The organism is Pseudomonas koreensis (genome assembly GCF_024169245.1).
GTDB classification, from domain to species: Bacteria; Pseudomonadota; Gammaproteobacteria; order Pseudomonadales; family Pseudomonadaceae; genus Aquipseudomonas; species Aquipseudomonas koreensis_F.
The window spans coordinates 755,682-773,665 of record NZ_JALJWP010000001.1 but is presented as its reverse complement, the minus strand read 5'-3'; the positions used below and the strand labels follow the sequence as shown (position 1 = coordinate 773,665).

The 17,984-nt window shown below is 59.8% G+C and carries 17 protein-coding genes; 11 read left to right on the top strand and 6 right to left on the bottom strand.

The annotated features are described in order from the left end of the window. Positions 1-6 precede the first annotated feature (6 nt). Complete coding sequence (gbcA, locus tag J2Y90_RS03620; protein WP_039757637.1) at positions 7-1,302, bottom strand: glycine-betaine demethylase subunit GbcA; 1,296 nt, start codon at positions 1,300-1,302, stop codon at positions 7-9. Positions 1,303-1,598: 296 nt separating this feature from the next. On the opposite strand from gbcA, the gene gbcB reads away from it, so the two are divergent. Continuing rightward, positions 1,599-2,699: a glycine-betaine demethylase subunit GbcB gene (gene gbcB / locus J2Y90_RS03615; RefSeq protein ID WP_253496589.1), complete on the top strand. Its 1,101-nt coding sequence runs from the start codon at positions 1,599-1,601 to the stop codon at positions 2,697-2,699. A 160-nt stretch (positions 2,700-2,859) separates the two neighbouring features. Continuing rightward, positions 2,860-3,027, top strand: a complete 168-nt coding sequence (locus tag J2Y90_RS03610) for a hypothetical protein (RefSeq protein WP_253496586.1) — start codon at positions 2,860-2,862, stop codon at positions 3,025-3,027. A gap of 305 nt (positions 3,028-3,332) precedes the next feature. Here the strand turns inward: J2Y90_RS03610 and J2Y90_RS03605 are convergent, their stop codons facing one another. From J2Y90_RS03605 to J2Y90_RS03595, 3 genes are all read right to left on the bottom strand, one after another. Next, positions 3,333-4,796 (bottom strand): hypothetical protein, encoded by a 1,464-nt coding sequence (locus J2Y90_RS03605; RefSeq protein WP_253496584.1) that lies wholly within the window; start codon positions 4,794-4,796, stop codon positions 3,333-3,335. After that, positions 4,793-5,278, bottom strand: a complete 486-nt coding sequence (locus tag J2Y90_RS03600) for an Hcp family type VI secretion system effector (RefSeq protein ID WP_253496581.1) — start codon at positions 5,276-5,278, stop codon at positions 4,793-4,795. The genes J2Y90_RS03605 and J2Y90_RS03600 overlap by 4 nt, the downstream gene beginning before the upstream one ends. A gap of 160 nt (positions 5,279-5,438) precedes the next feature. Beyond that, the gene (locus J2Y90_RS03595; RefSeq protein ID WP_253496578.1) at positions 5,439-6,479 is read right to left on the bottom strand and encodes a threonine aldolase family protein; all 1,041 of its coding nucleotides are present in this window, start codon (positions 6,477-6,479) and stop codon (positions 5,439-5,441) included. A 126-nt stretch (positions 6,480-6,605) separates the two neighbouring features. Between J2Y90_RS03595 and J2Y90_RS03590 the strand changes: the two genes are divergently transcribed. The 8 genes from J2Y90_RS03590 (at position 6,606) to fdhA (ending at position 16,648) form a co-directional block, all read left to right on the top strand. After that, complete coding sequence (locus J2Y90_RS03590; protein WP_253496576.1) at positions 6,606-7,316, top strand: TraX family protein; 711 nt, start codon at positions 6,606-6,608, stop codon at positions 7,314-7,316. Positions 7,317-7,573: 257 nt separating this feature from the next. Then, the gene (glyA, locus tag J2Y90_RS03585; protein WP_024014589.1) at positions 7,574-8,827 is read left to right on the top strand and encodes a serine hydroxymethyltransferase; all 1,254 of its coding nucleotides are present in this window, start codon (positions 7,574-7,576) and stop codon (positions 8,825-8,827) included. Between the two features lie 21 nt (positions 8,828-8,848). After that, the gene (locus J2Y90_RS03580; protein ID WP_016772829.1) at positions 8,849-10,099 is read left to right on the top strand and encodes a sarcosine oxidase subunit beta; all 1,251 of its coding nucleotides are present in this window, start codon (positions 8,849-8,851) and stop codon (positions 10,097-10,099) included. A 14-nt stretch (positions 10,100-10,113) separates the two neighbouring features. After that, positions 10,114-10,443 carry a sarcosine oxidase subunit delta gene (locus tag J2Y90_RS03575; protein ID WP_253496574.1) on the top strand — a complete coding sequence of 110 codons (330 nt, stop codon included), beginning with the start codon at positions 10,114-10,116 and terminating at the stop codon, positions 10,441-10,443. Next, positions 10,440-13,457: a sarcosine oxidase subunit alpha gene (locus tag J2Y90_RS03570; RefSeq protein WP_253496571.1), complete on the top strand. Its 3,018-nt coding sequence runs from the start codon at positions 10,440-10,442 to the stop codon at positions 13,455-13,457. The genes J2Y90_RS03575 and J2Y90_RS03570 overlap by 4 nt, the downstream gene beginning before the upstream one ends. A 129-nt stretch (positions 13,458-13,586) precedes the next feature. Then, the gene (locus tag J2Y90_RS03565; protein ID WP_016772832.1) at positions 13,587-14,219 is read left to right on the top strand and encodes a sarcosine oxidase subunit gamma; all 633 of its coding nucleotides are present in this window, start codon (positions 13,587-13,589) and stop codon (positions 14,217-14,219) included. A gap of 217 nt (positions 14,220-14,436) precedes the next feature. Continuing rightward, entirely contained in the window at positions 14,437-15,294 is an 858-nt protein-coding gene (gene purU, locus J2Y90_RS03560) for a formyltetrahydrofolate deformylase (RefSeq protein WP_016772833.1), read from the top strand. A 154-nt stretch (positions 15,295-15,448) separates the two neighbouring features. Continuing rightward, the gene (gene fdhA / locus J2Y90_RS03555; RefSeq protein ID WP_016772834.1) at positions 15,449-16,648 is read left to right on the top strand and encodes a formaldehyde dehydrogenase, glutathione-independent; all 1,200 of its coding nucleotides are present in this window, start codon (positions 15,449-15,451) and stop codon (positions 16,646-16,648) included. A 52-nt stretch (positions 16,649-16,700) separates the two neighbouring features. On the opposite strand, the gene J2Y90_RS03550 is transcribed toward fdhA, so the two are convergent. Together J2Y90_RS03550 and J2Y90_RS03545 are read right to left on the bottom strand one after the other, a co-directional pair. After that, positions 16,701-16,913 carry a cold-shock protein gene (locus tag J2Y90_RS03550; RefSeq protein WP_253496569.1) on the bottom strand — a complete coding sequence of 71 codons (213 nt, stop codon included), beginning with the start codon at positions 16,911-16,913 and terminating at the stop codon, positions 16,701-16,703. A 36-nt stretch (positions 16,914-16,949) separates the two neighbouring features. Then, on the bottom strand, positions 16,950-17,192 hold the full coding sequence (locus J2Y90_RS03545) for a hypothetical protein (RefSeq protein ID WP_253496566.1): 243 nt from the start codon (positions 17,190-17,192) through the stop codon (positions 16,950-16,952). 234 nt (positions 17,193-17,426) lie between these two features. Here J2Y90_RS03545 and J2Y90_RS03540 point away from each other — a divergent pair, with 234 nt between their 5' ends. Next, positions 17,427-17,984 carry a DUF2780 domain-containing protein gene (locus tag J2Y90_RS03540; RefSeq protein WP_150729881.1) on the top strand — a complete coding sequence of 186 codons (558 nt, stop codon included), beginning with the start codon at positions 17,427-17,429 and terminating at the stop codon, positions 17,982-17,984.

Below are 17,984 nucleotides of genomic sequence, written 5' to 3'. Positions count from 1 at the left end.
TTGCTTTTAGCCCTGGACCGGCACGCCTTTGAGGTAAGGCGCAGGCTCGGCGCCGAGGTTGTTCAGCATCCGCTCGCTGTACCAGTCGACGAAGTTGACCACGCCAAACTCGTAAGTCTTGGAGTAAGGCCCCGGCTGGTAAGCGGTGGAGTTGATCCCGCGCTGGTTTTCCTCAGCCAGACGCCGATCCTGATCGTTGGTCGCGTCCCACACCTGGCGCATGCGCTCGACGTCGTAATCGACACCTTCCACCGCGTCCTTGTGCACCAGCCATTTGGTGGTGACCATGGTTTCCTGGGCGCTGATCGGCCACACGGTGAAGACGATGATGTGATCGCCCATGCAGTGGTTCCACGAGTGCGGCAGGTGCAGGATGCGCATCGAGCCCAGATCCGGGTTCTTGATCCGGCCCATCAACTTCGCGCAGCCCTGTTTGCCGTCGAGGGTCATCGACACGGTGCCCTTGAGCAGCGGCATGCGCACGATGCGGTTGCGCAGGCCGAAACTGGCGTGGGCGTAAGGGATCTTTTCCGCTTCCCAGGCAGCGGCGGACGCGGCGACGTGATCCTTGAACGCCTGATCGGCACGCGGGTCGGTGACGTCGTCCCATTCCAGCAGGGTTTTCAACAGTTCCGGGTGCGACGCGTTGCAGTGGTAGCACTCGCGGTTGTTTTCCAGCACCAGTTTCCAGTTGGCCTTCTCCATCAAGGTGGTGGTGATCGCCACCTTGGTGTTCTCCATGTCGTACGGTTCCATGTAATGGTTGAGCGTCGACAGGAAATCATCAATGGCCGGCGGGTTTTCCGCCAGGCTGATGAAGATGTAGCCGCCAGCGGTTTTCACGTTCACCGGCTTCAGGCCGTACTGCTTCATGTCGAAGTCGGCGCCCATTTCGGTGCCGGCGAACAGCAGGCGACCGTCCAGCTCGTAGGTCCACTGGTGGTAGTGGCAGACCAGCTTGGCGACCTTGCCTTTTTCACTGGTGCACAGGCGCGAGCCACGGTGGCGGCAGACGTTGTGGAACGCATGCACCACGCCTTCGGCGCCACGAATGACAATGATCGGGTTTTTGCCGATCTGCAGGGTGAGGTAGTTGCCTTTGGCCGGGATCTCGCAGGTCATGCCGGCGATCAACCATTCCTTCTGGAAGATCTCCTGCATGTCGATATCGAACAGCCGCTCATCGCTGTAGAACGGTTGCGGCAGGGAAAAGGTGCGCTCGCGCTCCTGAAGCATTTGCGCGGTGGCCTTGCGTGCGGGTTCCAGCGGATCGCCCAGGCTGATTTTTGCGGTGACGTCCATCGATGTAATCCTCATGGCCCTCTGCGTGGCCGGCGAAAGTGGCTGATCAGGTGTGCTGCAAAACGGTTGCTACGCAAGGTGTAAAGAAGTCGTCTTGTGTTGGGGCGAGTGTGGGGCCGGCGCTGGGCGGAACCTTATCCATGCGCGACATGGTGCAATCTGTTCCCGACGCGCAAGCCCCGGTGTTCAAGGGCTGGTCGCGATAAGTATGTCAATGTCGCGGATAGGTAAACGCGCGCTCTGCGCTATACGCAGAATCGCCGACAAGAGGCCGACAGTCGGCCGTGGAGAACAGCATGTCCAACAGCTTCCTGAATCCGGTCACCACCCAGACCTGGGCCAATGGCCGACACATTGTCCGTTGCGTCAAAGTCATCCAGGAAACCTGGGATGTGCGCACCTTCTGCTTTATGGCCGACCAGCCGATCCTGTTCTTCTTCAAACCGGGGCAATTTGTCACCCTCGAGCTGGAAATCGAAGGCCAGCCGATCATGCGCTCGTACACGATTTCCAGCTCGCCATCGGTGCCGTACAGCTTCTCGGTGACGATCAAGCGCGTGCCGGGCGGCAAGGTCTCGAACTGGTTGCATGACACTTTGCATGAGGGGCAAGAGCTGGCGGTGCACGGGCCGGTCGGTCTGTTCAATGCCATGGACTTCCCGAGCCCGAAAGTCCTGTACTTGAGCGGCGGCGTCGGTATCACGCCGTGCATGTCGATGGCGCGCTGGTTCTACGACACCAATGCCAACGTCGACATGACCTTCGTGCACAGCGCACGCTCGCCGAAAGACATCATTTACCACCGCGAGCTCGAGCACATGGCGTCGCGGATCGACAACTTCAGCCTGCACCTGATTTGTGAAAAGCACGGCCTGGGTGAGCCATGGGCCGGCTATCGCGGTTACCTGAACCACAAGATGCTCGAACTGATGGTCCCGGATTTCCTCGAGCGCGAAGTGTTCTGCTGCGGCCCGACGCCGTACATGAACGCGGTCAAGCGCCTGCTGGAAGTGGCCGGTTACGACATGTCGCGGTACCACGAAGAATCCTTCGGCGCCACGCCACCGGAAGCGCGTGCCGACGCGGTGGAGCAAGCCGAACAAGCCGCCGATGCACCGGAAATCGACGCAGCGGATCTGCATCAGGTCGAATTCACCGCTTCCGGTAAAAGCATTCGCGTGGCACCGGGGGAAACCGTCCACGCAGCAGCCGCCAAGCTCGGCCTGATGATCCCGAAAGCCTGCGGCATGGGCATTTGCGGGACCTGCAAGGTGCTGAAACTTGGCGGCGAAGTGGAGATGGAGCACAACGGCGGGATTACCGAGGAGGATGAGGCCGAGGGGTTTATCTTGTCGTGCTGCAGCGTGCCGAAGGGGGATGTGCGGATTGAGTTTTAATTAAGAAAAGTAAAGGCAATTCCTAATTGCCATGACGGACAAGTCATGGCAGTTGTTTTTCGATGTTGTATCTGTATGAAGTTCTACCGCTTTTACGCACCAGATCTACCGGACGGGATGTCCAAAAAACGATGCGCTGAAATAAAGCAGTGGAGTTGTGATGAAACTGAAAATCAAGATCCGATCAAATGGCTTTGAATTGAAATGTTTGCCTTGGTCTCCAATTATGATTGAAAAAGTCATCATCAAAACCGCAAGCATAAACATTGCTGACAAGGGGGCTGCTATTTCCAATCCGTTAAATTCGTACCATTGGGTTTTTCTCTGAATTCTGTAAGGTAATTGAATGCTCTGTTTGTAAATTGCGCGAGCAGCAAAGATAAACAAGCATAGGGTCGTCAGGTCGCATATCAGAAGTCCACGCCTTCTCGGTGTAAGGGCAAACCATTTGCTTGGCTGCGGCAGGCGTTTTTCAAACCTGCTGCCACAAACATGACATTTGAAAAGCGTCTTTTTATTTTTGGCGCTGCATGTTTTGCATATTTTTGTTCGTGGTTTCATAAAGAAAAACGCTATTTGGTTCTGCTTGGAGTGTTCGCTGGTTTTGTTTTGGGCAATGTTTGGTCAGGCGACTCATCGAGTATCTTGGTAAATTATCTCAGCAGCATCTTCGCCCAATGTTTCACCTATTATTACCGCTGCAAGAGATCCGACGCCCACCGCTACTGCACCGCAGACCAAGGTGCCAACTCCTCCTGTCGGAACGCCTATTCCCAGACAAATTTTCGCTGCTAGTGGCGCAGTCAAGAGGCGACTGCTGATTGCTCCTCCAGCCATGCCACCCATAAAGCTTCCGGTTTCCGTGAATTTCACCTTTTCACACGCCTCGGTATTCCCATGCAGGCACACATCCTGCACCTTCAAGGCCGAGGCGCCACCGCCTACTGCTGTGCCGATCCAGCCGCCATATTTGACGTACTGTGACGCTTGGCTGATAGCCCTAATATGCGTGGCATAACCCGGGTTCTGGCCGATTCCGCCGGCTTTTCGCCAGCGGTGCACCAGGTGAGGATGATCGATGCCGAGAGCGGTCTTGAGACTCGGGTGATCCGGGAGACCAATGCTTTGCCGGGTGAACTGGTTGAGATGGACGTCCAGTTTTTCCAGCAACTGCGCACGCTGTTTTTTGAACGGCTTCGAGTTCAGGCTGCCTTTTACGTCCAGCGTATGAACATGCAACTTCTCAAGATCTGCGAGGACATTTTTTATGCCATCCAGATGATTGGCCGCCATGGCCGTGACGACCCCGATCACTTTTGATTCATAGGCGAGTGCGGTCTGGATCACGCCATAGTGCTGCGCCATGAAATCCGCTTCTTCCACGGTCAGCGGTTCCAGCGTCGCACTGACAAAACGCGCGGTCTGCATCAGCAATGCTTCTTCGTATGTGCATTGTTGATTGTCAGGATCGCTCAGCACGATCATCGAACCGGCTTTAATCATGTCCGCGTTCGGATTCAAGCTCCTGAATCTGGCGATGACATTCGGCTTGGCAGAGGGAAAAAGCTGTGCCTCGAGCTTCTCGGCGACAATGCTTTTCGGCACGACGTAAAACCCCGGCTCCGGTGGGGCTGGACGTTCTTGCGGCCAGTGTTCGCTGGGGAAGAACTTCAAGTCGTCGACAGGGTGGGGCCCAGCGTTGTTGCTGGTGTCCAGGCGCGTCACTCTGAGGTTCTGCTGATGAATCGCGCGCAGCAACCTGTCTGGATCGGAGCGCGAGGGATGCTGCCTGAGCATCGATAACGGACGTTTTTTCACCGCTTCAGGAATGGCGCCTTTGATGTTGCGTACCAGAGATCTGGATTGGTTCAGAAGATGGCGCTGTTCCTGTGCGAGGGCGTCAAGGCCCATGTCCGCTGAAAGACGGCCGTTGGCGACATCATCGACAATACCCTTGGCGAAGCGCGCGATGGCCTGATTGAACTGCACGCGCGCACTGCCGAATGCCAGATGACGTGAGCCGACTGTCTGTGCCTGTGCGAGCAGCTCGCCGGCAACGTGTCGAACGTCGCCGAGGCCATGGCGCTGATCGCTCAACCTTCTTCGCCCCACGAGGCATGGCCGCTGGTCCCGGCGAGGTGATGTACCCAACTGATGCCACGATAACGAATCGCGACCTGCTCTTGAGGTTCAGCGTCGTTGTGCAGAATGACGTGGGGCATATCCAGGTTCAGTTCGGTGAGCACCGCACCGTCGATCGAGACAGAAAAGTATTTTTCCTGCTGACCCTGAGGGGAGGTTCGGTAGAAATTGATCTTGCAGTCGATCTCTTCACGGTTGGTCAGCGCCTGAGCCAGCAGCGGTGAAGATTTGTCGACGACTTTGGTGACAATGACCGGAGCGTGGGTGGCTCGGTGAGAGTTGTCGATGTTGGCGAGGTTGTGGCTGTACGACAGCACCATGATTTCATCGGTGTGTGCCGCCTGATATCTGTTGCCGACCGAATCAGGCGTTGAGCAGCCTGCCGAAATCAGCCCTTGGGTCTTGCCCGTGATCGTCATGTAGCCGGGAATGGCCATCGCGTGCGCTCCTTGAGTCGGGAGCGGGCAGTCTATGGCGGGATTTTTGTGCTTTCTGTAGGCCTTGGTGTAGTCCGATTCTGAAAATGCAGGTCTGGGACGCGCAGCCTCCCGGGTTGCATCCCCGTGCTGAGCATGGGAATGCAACGCGGGAGGAGAATCAGGCCGACATGACCTCACGAATATCGCCCGCCAGTTCGCGCACGCGTTCTTCTTCGGTATCCCACGAGCACATAAAGCGCGCGCCGCCCTTGCCGATGAAGGTATAGAAGCGCCAGTTCTTCGCGGTCAGCGCGGCGATTGCCGGCTCGGACAGTTGCAGGAATACGCCGTTGGCCTGCACCGGGAACATCAGTTCGACGCCGGGGATATCGCTGACCAGCTCTGCCAGCAGTTGCGCGCAGTGGTTGGCGTGGCGGGCGTATTTGAGCCAGGCGTCGTTTTCCAGAATGCCGACCCACGGTGCCGACAGGAAGCGCATTTTCGATGCCAGTTGCCCGGCCTGTTTGCAACGGTAGTCGAAGTCTTCGGCCAGTTTGTGGTTGAAGAACAGGATCGCTTCACCCACCGCCATACCGTTCTTTGTGCCGCCGAAGCACAGCACGTCGACGCCGGCCTTCCAGGTCAGGTCGGCAGGCGAGCAGCCGAGGAATGCGCAGGCGTTGGAGAAGCGTGCGCCATCCATGTGCAGGTGCAGGCCCAGTTCCTTGCAAGTCGCGCTGATGGCGCGGACTTCTTCCGGGGTGTAGACGCTGCCGACTTCGGTGGCCTGGGTCAGGGTTACCACGCGCGGTTTCGGGTAGTGGATGTCCTGGCGCTTGAGCGCGACTTCGCGGATCGACTGCGGGGTGATCTTGCCGTTTTCAGTGCCGGCGATCAGCAGCTTCGAGCCGTTGGAGAAGAATTCCGGAGCGCCGCATTCGTCGGTTTCGACGTGGGCGGTTTCCGAGCAGATCACGCTGTGGTAACTCTGGCACAGCGACGACAGGGCCAGCGAGTTGGCGGCGGTGCCGTTGAAGGCGAAGAACACTTCGCAGTCGGTTTCGAACAGTCTGCGGAAATGATCGGCCGCGCGCGCGGTCCATTCATCGTCGCCATACGCGCGCTGGTGGCCGTGGTTGGCCTGCTCCATGGCGGCCCAGGCTTCAGGGCAGATACCGGAATAGTTGTCGCTGGCGAATTGTTGGCTCTTGTCGGTCATGGCCGGCTTCCGTAATCGAGACTCTTGTGAAGGCTCGTGGTCAATGAGGATGCGCACTTTACCGAAGATCTTCCGGGGAGCACATGCAATGTCGGGTGGGGAAAATTACCAGTTTATGGGCCGATTATGCACCTGAGCCAACGCGACGGTGCCCTGGATCTGCTCAAGTGGCTGGCGCTGCTGAGCATGTTGCTCGATCACCTGCGATATGTCGGCTTCTCCGTCGACTGGCTGTATCTGCCGGGGCGGCTGGCGTTTCCGTGGTTTTGCCTGGCTATGGCGGCGAACCTGGCGCGCGACGGTTCGCGCAAGATGGAATGGCGCTATCTGGGCTGGCTGTTGTTGTTCAGCGCCGTCAGCGAAATCCCCTATCGCTTGTACATACCCGAGCCTGACACCTTGAACGTGATGCCGACGCTGGCGCTGGGCTTGCTGGTGACACGCGGCTGGCAGGATTCTGCGTCGCTGTCGCGATTACTCGGGTTGACCGCGCTGGTGGTTGCGGCGGTTTTTTCAGATCGACTGATGTTCGGTTTCTTCGGCGTATTGTTGCCGTTGGCGATGCTGCTGGTTTTTCGCAGACCCTGGTATTTCAGCCTGTTGCCGGGGCTGGTGTGTCTGGCGGCGAACCAATGGCAGGTGCTGCTCGAATCGGCGCGGTTCGGCAGCAGCGTGGCGATTCTTGGTCTGGCGACGTGCGTGTTTGCGCCGATGCTCGGAATGTTCTTGTTGCGACATGGGCGACATGTCCGGCCACCACCGATGCGGCGCTGGGCGTATGCGCTGTATCCCGCGCATTTCCTCCTGCTGCTCGCCGCCCGCCAGTTGATCGCATAAGCCCTGTAGGAGCTGCCGAAGGCTGCGATCTTTTGATCTTCAAAGTCAAAGTCAAAAGATCGCAGCCTTCGGCAGCTCCTACAGGGACAGTGCATTCTTCGGGTCATTTCCAGCCATGTCGTAAACGCACCTTTGCGTGGCGTCCGCAGGCATTTGAGCACTCGAAGCCGGTCATACCATCGCATCAAAGGGCACTGCCATCACTGCCGGTGCCTTACCGAGACGAATGGCGCACAGATGCCGCTGGGAGAGACGCGATGTTCAGCAAGCAAGACCAGATCCAGGGTTACGACGATGCACTGCTGGCGGCGATGAATGCCGAGGAGCAACGTCAGGAAGATCACATCGAGCTGATCGCGTCGGAGAACTACACCAGCAAGCGCGTCATGCAGGCGCAAGGCAGCGGCCTGACCAACAAATACGCCGAAGGCTACCCGGGCAAGCGCTACTACGGCGGCTGCGAGCACGTGGACAAAGTCGAGGCGCTGGCCATCGAACGCGCCAAGCAGCTGTTTGGCGCCGATTACGCCAACGTCCAGCCGCACTCCGGTTCTTCGGCCAACAGCGCCGTGTACCTGGCGCTGATCCAGCCGGGCGACACCATTCTCGGCATGAGTCTGGCCCACGGCGGTCACCTGACCCACGGCGCGAAAGTCTCGTCTTCGGGCAAGCTCTATAACGCCGTGCAGTACGGCATCAACACCGACACCGGGCTGATCGACTATGACGAAGTCGAGCGTCTGGCCGTCGAGTGCAAACCGAAAATGATCGTTGCCGGTTTCTCGGCTTACTCGAAGACTCTGGACTTCCCGCGCTTCCGTCAGATCGCCGACAAGGTCGGTGCGCTGCTGTTCGTCGACATGGCTCACGTCGCCGGTCTGGTCGCTGCCGGCCTGTACCCGAACCCGCTGCCGTACGCCGACGTGGTCACCACCACCACCCACAAAACCCTGCGCGGTCCCCGTGGCGGGCTGATCCTGGCCAAGTCCAACGAAGAGATCGAGAAGAAGCTCAACGCTGCGGTATTCCCCGGCGCCCAGGGCGGTCCGCTGATGCACGTCATCGCCGGTAAAGCGGTGTGCTTCAAGGAAGCGCTGGAGCCTGGCTTCAAGGCGTATCAGCAACAAGTGATCGACAACGCTCAGGCGATGGCCAGCGTGTTCATCAAGCGTGGCTACGATGTGGTCTCCGGTGGCACCGACAACCATCTGTTCCTGGTCAGCCTGATCCGTCAGGGCCTGACCGGCAAAGACGCCGACGCCGCGCTGGGCCGCGCGCACATCACCGTCAACAAGAACGCCGTGCCGAACGACCCGCAGTCGCCGTTCGTGACCTCGGGCCTGCGCATCGGCACCCCGGCGGTGACCACGCGTGGCTTCAAGGTCAGCCAGTGCGAAACCCTCGCGGGCTGGATCTGCGACATCCTCGACAACCTCGGCGACGCCGATGTCGAGGCCAATGTCGCCCAGCAGGTCTCGGCCCTGTGTGCAGATTTCCCGGTTTATCGCTGAGTCGGCTTTGGAGTAATGACTATGCAACGCTATTCCGGCTTCGGCCTGTTCAAACACTCGCTCAGCCACCACGAAAACTGGCAGCGCATGTGGCGCACGCCCACCCCGAAAAAAGTCTACGACGTGGTCATCGTCGGTGGCGGCGGGCACGGCCTGGCGACGGCCTACTATCTGGCCAAGGAGCACGGCATCACCAATGTCGCCGTGGTCGAGAAGGGCTGGCTGGGCGGTGGTAACACTGCGCGCAACACCACCATCGTGCGTTCCAACTACCTGTGGGACGAGTCGGCGCACTTGTACGAACACGCTATGAAATTGTGGGAAGGCCTGTCGCAGGATCTCAACTACAACGTGATGTTCTCCCAGCGTGGCGTCTACAACCTGTGCCACACCCTGCAGGACATCCGTGATTCCGAACGTCGGGTCAGCGCCAACCGCCTCAACGGCGTCGACGGCGAACTGCTCGACGCCAAGCAAGTGGCGGACGAGATTCCGTACCTGGACTGCTCGAAGAACACCCGCTACCCGATCATGGGCGCCACTGTGCAGCGTCGCGGCGGCGTGGCCCGTCACGATGCCGTGGCTTGGGGCTTCGCGCGTGCCGCCGATGCCTTGGGCGTGGATCTGATCCAGCAGACCGAAGTGATCGGTTTCCGCAAGGAAAACGGCGTGTGCATCGGTGTTGAAACCAACAAGGGTTTCATCGGCGCCAAGCGCGTCGGTGTCGTGACGGCCGGTAACTCCGGGCACATGGCCAAGCTTGCCGGTTTTCGTCTGCCGATCGAATCCCACCCGCTGCAAGCGCTGGTGTCCGAGCCGATCAAACCGATTATCGACAGCGTGATCATGTCCAACGCCGTGCACGGTTACATCAGCCAGTCCGACAAGGGCGACCTGGTGATCGGCGCCGGTATCGACGGTTACAACGGCTACGGCCAGCGTGGTTCGTACCCGGTGATCGAGCACACCATCCAGGCCATCGTCGAGATGTTCCCAGTGTTGTCCCGGGTACGCATGAACCGCCAGTGGGGCGGCATCGTCGACACCACCCCGGACGCTTGCCCGATCATCTCGAAAACGCCGGTGCCGAACATGTTCTTCAACTGCGGTTGGGGCACCGGTGGCTTCAAGGCCACACCGGGTTCGGGCAACGTGTTTGCCGCGAGTCTGGCCAAGGGTGAAATGCACCCGCTGGCCGCACCGTTTTCCATTGACCGTTTCCACAACGGTGCGCTCATCGACGAACACGGCGCTGCTGCCGTCGCCCACTAACAGGAGAAATCCCTATGTTGCACATCTTCTGTCCTCACTGCGGCGAACTGCGCTCCGAAGAGGAATTCCATGCATCCGGCCAGGCGCACATCCCGCGGCCGCTGGATCCGAACGCCTGCACCGATGAAGAGTGGGGCGACTACATGTTCTTCCGCGATAACCCGCGCGGCCTGCACCATGAGTTGTGGGACCACGTTGCCGGTTGCCGGCAGTATTTCAACGTCACTCGCGATACCGTGACCTACGAGATTCTCGAGAGCTACAAGATCGGCGAGAAGCCGCAATTCACCGACAAGGCTGGCACTGCGAAAACAGCCGCGACGGCGCTGGGAGAGAAGGTATGAGCCAGACCAATCGCCTGTCCAACGGTGGACGGATCGACCGCAACAAAGTGCTGAGCTTCACCTTCAACGGCCAGACCTACAAAGGCTATGAAGGCGACTCGCTGGCTGCTGCACTGATCGCCAACGGCGTCGACATCATCGGCCGCAGCTTCAAGTATTCGCGTCCTCGCGGCATCTTTGCCGCCGGTTCCGAAGAGCCGAACGCCGTGCTGCAGATCGGTGCCACCGAAGCCACGCAGATTCCCAACGTGCGCGCCACGCAACAGGCGTTGTATCAGGGCCTGGTCGCCACCAGCACCAATGGCTGGCCGAGCGTCAACAACGACATGATGGGCATTCTCGGCAAGGTCGGCGGCAAGCTGATGCCGCCGGGTTTCTACTACAAAACCTTCATGTACCCGCAATCGTTCTGGATGACTTACGAGAAGTACATCCGCAAGGCTGCCGGTCTTGGCCGTTCGCCGACCGAGAACGATCCGGACACCTACGACTACATGAACCAGCACTGCGACGTGCTGATCGTCGGCGCCGGCCCGGCCGGTCTCGCCGCAGCCCTGGCCGCTGCGCGCAGCGGTGCCCGCGTGATTCTGGCCGATGAGCAGGAAGAGTTCGGCGGCAGCCTGCTCGATTCCCGCGAAAGCCTCGACGGCAAACCGGCGATGGAATGGGTTGCCAGCGTCATCGCTGAACTGAAGAACACCCCGGACGTGCTGCTGTTGCCGCGCGCCACGGTCAACGGTTACCACGACCACAACTTCCTGACCATTCACGAACGCCTCACCGATCACCTCGGTGACCGCGCGCCGATCGGTCAGGTGCGTCAGCGCATCCACCGTGTCCGCGCCAAGCGTGTGGTGCTGGCGACCGGTGCCCACGAGCGTCCGCTGGTCTACGGCAACAACGACGTGCCGGGCAACATGCTTGCCGGCGCGGTGTCGACTTACGTACGTCGTTATGGCGTAGCGCCGGGCAAAAAACTGGTGCTGTCGACCAACAACGACCACGCCTATCGCGTCGCTCTGGACTGGCTCGACGCCAGTCTGCAAGTGGTGGCGATCGCCGATGCGCGCAGCAATCCGCGCGGTGCATTGGTCGAAGAGGCGCGCGCCAAAGGCATTCGCATCCTCACCGGCAGCGCCGTCATCGAAGTGCGTGGCAGCAAGCGTGTCAGCGCTGCCCGCGTCGCTGCGATTGACGTCAAAGCACACGCTGTGACTAGCCCAGGCGAGTGGCTCGACTGCGACCTGGTTGCCAGTTCCGGCGGTTACAGCCCGGTGGTTCACCTGGCTTCGCACCTCGGCGGCAAACCGGTCTGGCGTGAAGACATTCTCGGTTTCGTACCGGGCGAAGCACCGCAGAAGCGCGTGTGCGTGGGTGGCATCAATGGCGTCTACGCCCTTGGCGATTCGTTGGCCGACGGTTTTGAAGGTGGCGTGCGCGCTGCTGCCGAGGCCGGTTTCCAGACCGTCGAAGGCGTGTTGCCGAAAGCCCTGAGCCGTCTCGAAGAGCCAACCCTGGCGCTGTTCCAGGTGCCGCACGAGAAGAACTCGGCGCGCGCACCGAAGCAATTCGTCGACTTCCAGAACGACGTCACCGCCGGTGGCATCGAACTGGCGACCCGCGAAGGTTTCGAATCGGTCGAGCACGTCAAACGCTACACCGCCCTGGGTTTCGGCACCGATCAGGGCAAGCTTGGGAACGTCAATGGCCTGGCCATTGCTGCCCGTTCGCTGAACGTGACCATCCCGCAGATGGGCACCACCATGTTCCGCCCGAACTACACGCCGGTCACGTTCGGCGCCGTGGCCGGTCGGCACTGTGGGCACATCTTCGAACCGGTGCGCTACACCGCGCTGCATGCCTGGCATGTGAAGAACGGCGCCGAATTCGAAGACGTCGGTCAGTGGAAGCGTCCGTGGTACTTCCCGAAAAACGGCGAAGACCTGCACGCGGCGGTCAAGCGTGAATGCAAAGCCGTGCGCGACAGCGTTGGCCTGCTCGACGCTTCGACCCTTGGCAAGATCGACATCCAGGGCCCGGATGCCCGCGAGTTTCTCAACCGCGTGTACACCAACGCCTGGACCAAGCTCGACGTGGGCAAGGCCCGCTACGGTCTGATGTGCAAGGAAGACGGCATGGTCTTCGACGACGGTGTAACGGCTTGCTTGGCGGACAACCATTTCGTCATGACCACCACCACCGGCGGCGCCGCGCGCGTACTGCAGTGGCTGGAGCTGTATCACCAGACCGAATGGCCGGACCTGAAGGTGTACTTCACTTCGGTCACCGACCACTGGGCGACCATGACTTTGTCCGGGCCGAACAGCCGCAAGCTGCTCAGCGCGGTGACCGACATCGATTTGAGCAACGAAGCGTTTCCGTTCATGACCTGGAAAGAAGGTCTGGTCGGCGACGTGCCGGCACGGGTGTTCCGTATCTCGTTCACCGGTGAGCTGTCGTACGAAGTCAACGTGCAGGCCGACTACGCGATGGGCGTGCTGGAGAAAATCGTCGAGGCCGGCAAGCAGTACAACCTGACCCCGTACGGCACCGAAACCATGCACGTGCTGCGTGCCGAGAAGGGTTTCATCATCGTCGGCCAGGACACCGACGGCTCGATGACCCCGGACGACCTGAACATGGGCTGGTGTGTCGGTCGCACCAAACCGTTCTCGTGGATCGGCCAGCGCGGCATGAACCGTGAAGATTGCGTCAAGGATCAGCGCAAGCAGCTGGTGGGCCTCAAGCCGGTCGATCCGACCAAGTGGCTGCCGGAAGGTGCTCAATTGGTGTTCAACACCAAACAGGCTATCCCGATGACCATGGTCGGCCACGTGACCTCCAGCTACGCACACAACTCCCTCGGTTATTCGTTTGCCATGGGTGTGGTCAAGGGCGGTCTCAAGCGCATGGGCGAGCGGGTGTTCGCACCGCTGGCCGATGGCAGCGTGATCGAGGCGGAAATCGTTTCTTCGGTGTTCTTCGATCCGAAGGGTGATCGCCAGAACATCTGACACTGATCGTTCCCACGCTCCGCGTGGGAATGCATCCCGGGACGCTCCGCGTCCCAAGAGCGGACGCAGAGCGTCCATGGCGGCATTCCCACGCAGAGCGTGGGAACGATCAATACAAGAAGGTGCTTTATGACCACAGCCAACGTGTACCAACAACGCCCGACCACCGGTGCCCGTGCCGAGTCGTCGCTGCACCATGCCGACCTCGCCAGCCTGGTCGGCAAGGGCCGCAAGAACGCCGGGGTGATCGTGCGGGAAAAGAAACTCCTCGGCCACCTGACCATTCGTGGCGATGGTCACGATGCAGCGTTCGCTGCCGGTGTGCACAAGGCGCTGGGCATTGAATTGCCCGGCGCTCTGAGCGTGATCGTCAAAGGCGAAACCAGCCTGCAATGGATGGGCCCGGACGAGTGGCTGCTGATCGTCCCGAGCGGGGAAGAATTCGCTGCGGAGCAGAAACTGCGCGAAGCGCTGGGCGATCTGCACATTGCTATCGTCAACGTCAGCGGCGGCCAGCAGATCCTCGAACTGAGCGGGCCGAACGTGCGACAGGTGCTGATGAAATCCACCAGCTACGACGTGCACCCGAACAACTTCCCGGTCGGTAAAGCGGTGGGCACGGTGTTCGCCAAGTCGCAGCTGATGATTCGCCATACCGCCGAAGACACCTGGGAACTGCTGATCCGTCGCAGCTTCTCGGATTACTGGTGGTTGTGGTTGCAGGATGCTTCGGCCGAGTACGGCCTCAGCGTTCAGGCCTAAGATCAAGAGCTACCCCCTCACCCCAGCCCTCTCCCCCAGGGGGGAGAGGAGGAAAGGGAGCCGATCTCGGGTGTTTTTGTGATCTATATTCACCCGCGATATTTCAGGTCGGCGTAGCTCGAAAGAGCACCACGGTCAGTCCCCTCTCCCTCTGGGAGAGGGCTAGGGTGAGGGGAAAACCCTGACACCCCGCACAAAGAACAGGAGTCACCGCACCATGAGCCGCGCCCCAGACACATGGATTCTGACCGCCGACTGCCCCAGCGTCCTCGGCACGGTGGACGCGGTGACGCGTTTTCTGTTCGAGCAGGGGTGCTACGTCACCGAGCATCACTCGTTCGATGATCGCCTCTCCGGGCGCTTCTTCATTCGCGTGGAATTCCGCCAGCCGGACGGTTTTGACGAGCAATCCTTCCGCGCCGGCCTGGCCGAGCGCGGAGAGGCGTTCGGCATGCTCTTCGAGCTGACCGCGCCGAACTACCGACCGAAAGTCGTGATCATGGTCTCCAAAGCCGATCACTGCCTCAACGACTTGCTCTACCGCCAGCGCATCGGCCAGTTGTCGATGGATGTCGCGGCGGTGGTGTCCAACCATCCGGATCTCAAGCCGTTGGCCGACTGGCACCAGATTCCCTACTACCATTTCCCTCTCGACCCCAATGACAAGCCGGCGCAGGAGCGTCAGGTCTGGCAGGTGATCGAAGAGGCCGGTGCCGAACTGGTGATCCTCGCCCGCTACATGCAGGTGCTGTCGCCGGAGCTGTGCCGCAAGCTCGATGGCAAAGCGATCAACATTCATCACTCGCTGCTGCCGGGCTTCAAGGGCGCCAAGCCGTATCACCAGGCCTACAACAAGGGCGTGAAACTGGTTGGCGCGACGGCGCACTACATCAACAACGACCTCGACGAGGGGCCGATCATCGCCCAGGGCGTCGAAGCGGTGGATCACAGTCATTACCCCGAGGATCTGATCGCCAAGGGGCGCGATATCGAAGGCCTGACGCTGGCGCGGGCGGTTGGGTATCACATTGAGCGAAGAGTGTTTCTCAACGCCAATAGAACAGTCGTTCTCTAGAACGCTAAAAGATCGCAGCCTTCGGCAGCTCCTACAGGGGCGTGCGATCCATGTAGGAGCTGCCGAAGGCTGCGATCTTTTGATTTACCGAGCACTCAACGCGCTGCCCAACCGGGGCAACGCAGTTCCATAAAAACAACAGCGAGGTGAAAGCATGTCTGGCAATCGTGGTGTGGTGTATCTCGGCGCTGGCAAGGTCGAAGTACAGAAAATCGACTACCCGAAAATGCAGGACCCGCGCGGTCGCAAGATCGAGCACGGGGTCATTCTCAAAGTGGTTTCCACCAACATCTGCGGCTCCGACCAGCACATGGTGCGCGGCCGGACCACGGCGCAGACCGGTCTGGTGCTGGGTCACGAAATCACCGGCGAGGTGATCGAAAAGGGCTCTGACGTCGAAAACCTGAAGATCGGCGATCTGGTCTCCGTTCCCTTCAACGTGGCTTGCGGGCGCTGCCGTTCCTGCAAGGAGCAACACACCGGCGTCTGCCTGACCGTCAACCCGGCCCGTGCCGGTGGCGCTTACGGTTACGTCGACATGGGCGACTGGACCGGCGGCCAGGCTGAATACGTGCTGGTGCCGTACGCCGACTTCAACCTGCTGAAACTTCCGGACCGCGACAAGGCCATGGAGAAAATCCGTGACCTGACCTGCCTCTCCGACATCCTCCCGACCGGCTACCACGGCGCCGTCACTGCGGGCGTTGGCCCGGGTAGCAGCGTTTACATCGCCGGCGCCGGTCCGGTCGGTCTGGCCGCTGCCGCTTCCGCACGTTTGCTCGGTGCTGCGGTGGTGATTGTCGGCGACGTCAACACCATCCGCCTGGCCCACGCCAAGGCCCAGGGCTTCGAAGTCGTCGACCTGTCCAAGGACACCCCGCTGCACGAACAGATCGCCGCATTGCTGGGCGAGCCGGAAGTGGACTGCGCGGTGGACTGCGTCGGCTTCGAAGCACGCGGCCACGGCCACGACGGCGTCAAGGCCGAAGCCCCGGCCACCGTACTCAACTCACTGATGGGCGTGGTGCGGGTGGCCGGCAAGATCGGTATCCCGGGCCTGTACGTCACCGAAGATCCGGGGGCTGTGGATGCCGCCGCGAAAATGGGCAGCCTGAGCATTCGTTTCGGTCTGGGCTGGGCCAAGTCCCATAGCTTCCACACCGGCCAGACTCCAGTGATGAAGTACAACCGCCAGCTGATGCAGGCGATCATGTGGGACCGCATCAACATCGCCGAAGTGGTTGGCGTGCAGGTCATCAGCCTTGATCAGGCGCCGGAAGGTTATGGCGAGTTCGATGCCGGCGTGCCGAAGAAGTTTGTGATTGATCCGCATAAGTTGTTTAGTGCGGCGTAGGGTTTTTCCGAAACGTAAAACGGCGACCTCAGGGTCGCCGTTTTGTTATGGTTCATTCAGCGCGAACTTGAGCTGCTTGCATTCCTTTTTGTCCGGGTTCAGCAACGAAAGAAACTTTCTGGCCCTCTTTCAAGGATTTAAATCCATCGGATTCAATAGCCTTGAAATGGACGAATAGATCATCACCCCCACCCTCAGGGGTAATGAAGCCAAAGCCTTTTTCGTCGTTAAACCACTTTACAGTACCGTTCTGTCTGTTTGACATGTCCATGCTTCCTGTTTGCTTTTCAAAACCAAGGGATCACGACAAGGATTTACCTGTTTTTTTGCCGCGAACCAGTCGAACGTTGATTGCGTATTGCTGCCCTGTATCGCTTTTTATCACTTCATAACTGACCCTTCTTCCAGCCCTGATTTTTCCAATGATTGGGTCGTCAGGATCAACGCAAAAGATGATTGATGAGGGTTGGGCAATCACATCCTTTGCGGCGTCCTTCAGCGGTCCGTTCACCGGCGGGATGATCGAGTCGTCGCGGTCTGACATTCGCTTTTCCATCGCAGTACCTCCCTCGAAATTGATCCGCGGCAAACTTGTCTCGAAGCCAATGTAATTGACTTGAATTGAGGTGGTAACTGTCAGGTTTGACAGTTTTTAGGATCGATTTGGAATAGTGAAAATATCGAATTGGAATGGTTGGAACATGCCGCCCGATCCCCGGTCAAACCCGCAGTTTCGTCGCCGTTGTCCGGTGGCAGCTTTTCCCAAGAGGATGTCTGAATGAAGATTTCACGCGGTTTTGCCTTGGCATCGCTCCTGACCCTGGCCGCCGGGCCGGTGTTTGCCGGTTTCAGTCTGAATGACGTCGCTGGTGCGGTTTCGGGGATGCAGGGCGGCGACAAGGCGGCCGCTGCGGCGCCGACTTCGGAGACCGCTGGTTTGCTCAGTGCGCTGAGTGCGCTGGATGTCACGCCGGAGCAGGCCGTGGGCGGCACCAGCGCGATGCTCGGGCTGGCGAAGAATCAGCTGAGCAGCACCGATTACTCGCAACTGGCCAAGGAAGTGCCGGGCATCGACAAGTTGTCCGGTGGCAGCGGCAATCTCGCGGCGCTGGGGGCGTTGCTAGGTTCCTCCGGCAAGTCAGCTGGCCTTGAGAATGCGTTGGGCAACGTCAAGGACAGCAACGACCTGAACAATGCGTTCAGCGCGCTGGGCATGGACAGCGGCATGATCGGCCAGTTTGCCCCGGTGTTGCTGCAATACCTCGGTCAGCAAGGCGTCGGCGGTTCGCTGTTGAGCAGCCTGGGCAGCATCTGGGGCACTGGCACCGGCAGTTGA

What these genes read in the sequence shown, in the direction of transcription:
- gbcA (WP_039757637.1), bottom strand. Translation starts at nt 1,302, where the DNA reads ATGGACGTCACCGCAAAAATCAGCCTGGGCGATCCGCTGGAACCCGCA.
- gbcB (WP_253496589.1), top strand. Translation starts at nt 1,599, where the DNA reads ATGTCCAACAGCTTCCTGAATCCGGTCACCACCCAGACCTGGGCCAAT.
- J2Y90_RS03610 (WP_253496586.1), top strand. Translation starts at nt 2,860, where the DNA reads ATGAAACTGAAAATCAAGATCCGATCAAATGGCTTTGAATTGAAATGT.
- J2Y90_RS03600 (WP_253496581.1), bottom strand. Translation starts at nt 5,278, where the DNA reads ATGGCCATTCCCGGCTACATGACGATCACGGGCAAGACCCAAGGGCTG.
- J2Y90_RS03595 (WP_253496578.1), bottom strand. Translation starts at nt 6,479, where the DNA reads ATGACCGACAAGAGCCAACAATTCGCCAGCGACAACTATTCCGGTATC.
- J2Y90_RS03590 (WP_253496576.1), top strand. Translation starts at nt 6,606, where the DNA reads ATGCACCTGAGCCAACGCGACGGTGCCCTGGATCTGCTCAAGTGGCTG.
- glyA (WP_024014589.1), top strand. Translation starts at nt 7,574, where the DNA reads ATGTTCAGCAAGCAAGACCAGATCCAGGGTTACGACGATGCACTGCTG.
- J2Y90_RS03580 (WP_016772829.1), top strand. Translation starts at nt 8,849, where the DNA reads ATGCAACGCTATTCCGGCTTCGGCCTGTTCAAACACTCGCTCAGCCAC.
- J2Y90_RS03575 (WP_253496574.1), top strand. Translation starts at nt 10,114, where the DNA reads ATGTTGCACATCTTCTGTCCTCACTGCGGCGAACTGCGCTCCGAAGAG.
- J2Y90_RS03570 (WP_253496571.1), top strand. Translation starts at nt 10,440, where the DNA reads ATGAGCCAGACCAATCGCCTGTCCAACGGTGGACGGATCGACCGCAAC.
- J2Y90_RS03565 (WP_016772832.1), top strand. Translation starts at nt 13,587, where the DNA reads ATGACCACAGCCAACGTGTACCAACAACGCCCGACCACCGGTGCCCGT.
- purU (WP_016772833.1), top strand. Translation starts at nt 14,437, where the DNA reads ATGAGCCGCGCCCCAGACACATGGATTCTGACCGCCGACTGCCCCAGC.
- fdhA (WP_016772834.1), top strand. Translation starts at nt 15,449, where the DNA reads ATGTCTGGCAATCGTGGTGTGGTGTATCTCGGCGCTGGCAAGGTCGAA.
- J2Y90_RS03550 (WP_253496569.1), bottom strand. Translation starts at nt 16,913, where the DNA reads ATGTCAAACAGACAGAACGGTACTGTAAAGTGGTTTAACGACGAAAAA.
- J2Y90_RS03545 (WP_253496566.1), bottom strand. Translation starts at nt 17,192, where the DNA reads ATGTCAGACCGCGACGACTCGATCATCCCGCCGGTGAACGGACCGCTG.
- J2Y90_RS03540 (WP_150729881.1), top strand. Translation starts at nt 17,427, where the DNA reads ATGAAGATTTCACGCGGTTTTGCCTTGGCATCGCTCCTGACCCTGGCC.